Origin of the sequence: Rhodococcus marinonascens NBRC 14363 (assembly GCF_001894885.1) — a bacterium.
Lineage (GTDB): Bacteria > Actinomycetota > Actinomycetes > Mycobacteriales > Mycobacteriaceae > Rhodococcus_F > Rhodococcus_F marinonascens.
Genome location: NZ_BCXB01000148.1, coordinates 1 through 776 on the forward strand (window position 1 = coordinate 1; position 776 = coordinate 776).

A 776-nucleotide genomic window follows, 5' to 3' on the forward strand; every position below is an offset into this window, starting at 1 on the left:
CCGAGTCCGCGAAGCCCTCGCCGGCAACGAAGTTCGCGGTCACCGCGTAGGTGCCCTCGCCGTCGAAGGTGTGCGTCAGGGTCGCGACCCCGCCCACCACGTCCGCGGTGCCGAGCACCTCGGTGCCCGCCTTGAATTCCACGGTTCCGTTCGCCGTATTCGGGTCGACGGTCGCCTCGAAGGTCAACTGCTTCCCGACCTCGGTCTCACCCGTAACCTTCAGCGCGGTGGTGGTCTCGGTGCGCGCCGGCTCCGGATCCGTCACGTTGACCGAGAAGCCGGCAGAAGTGGACGGTGTGTACCCGGCCGTTCCACCGAATTCGGCGACCACGTTCGCAGTGCCGGTGGCGGTGAAGGTGTGCGGCAGCACCGCGACACCGTCGCCTGTCCCGACCGCAGCGGAGCCGACCTCGACGCCGTCGACGACGAACTTCACGTCACCGCCGCTGGGAATGGGCAACACGGTGGCAGACAGGTTGATCGGGGTACCGGAAACCGCGGTCACCGGCTCGAGCACGGTGGTGGTGGTACCCCAATCCGCGTCGTTCACCGTGACCTCAACGGGCGCGGACACCGATCCGATGTTGCCCGGCGCACCCAGGAATTCGGCGACGACACTGTTTGAGGCAGCCTCCGGGAAGGAACGGGTGATGCTGGCTGCGCCGTTCACGACGTTGACCGGCGCACCGTCGTTGACACCGTTGATCTTGAACTGGATCTGCCCCTGCGCGCCGGCCGGAGTCACAGTCGCGGTAGCGATCACATCCTCACCGACG

1 protein-coding gene is annotated in these 776 nt (G+C 67.1%); it reads right to left on the reverse strand.

Annotation, left to right across the window (positions count from 1 at the left end; all coding sequences use genetic code 11):
- The coding region (locus tag RM2_RS23275) for an Ig-like domain-containing protein (RefSeq protein WP_245814117.1) at positions 1-763 on the reverse strand (763 nt) is incomplete at its 3' end.
- Positions 764-776: the final 13 nt, after the last annotated feature.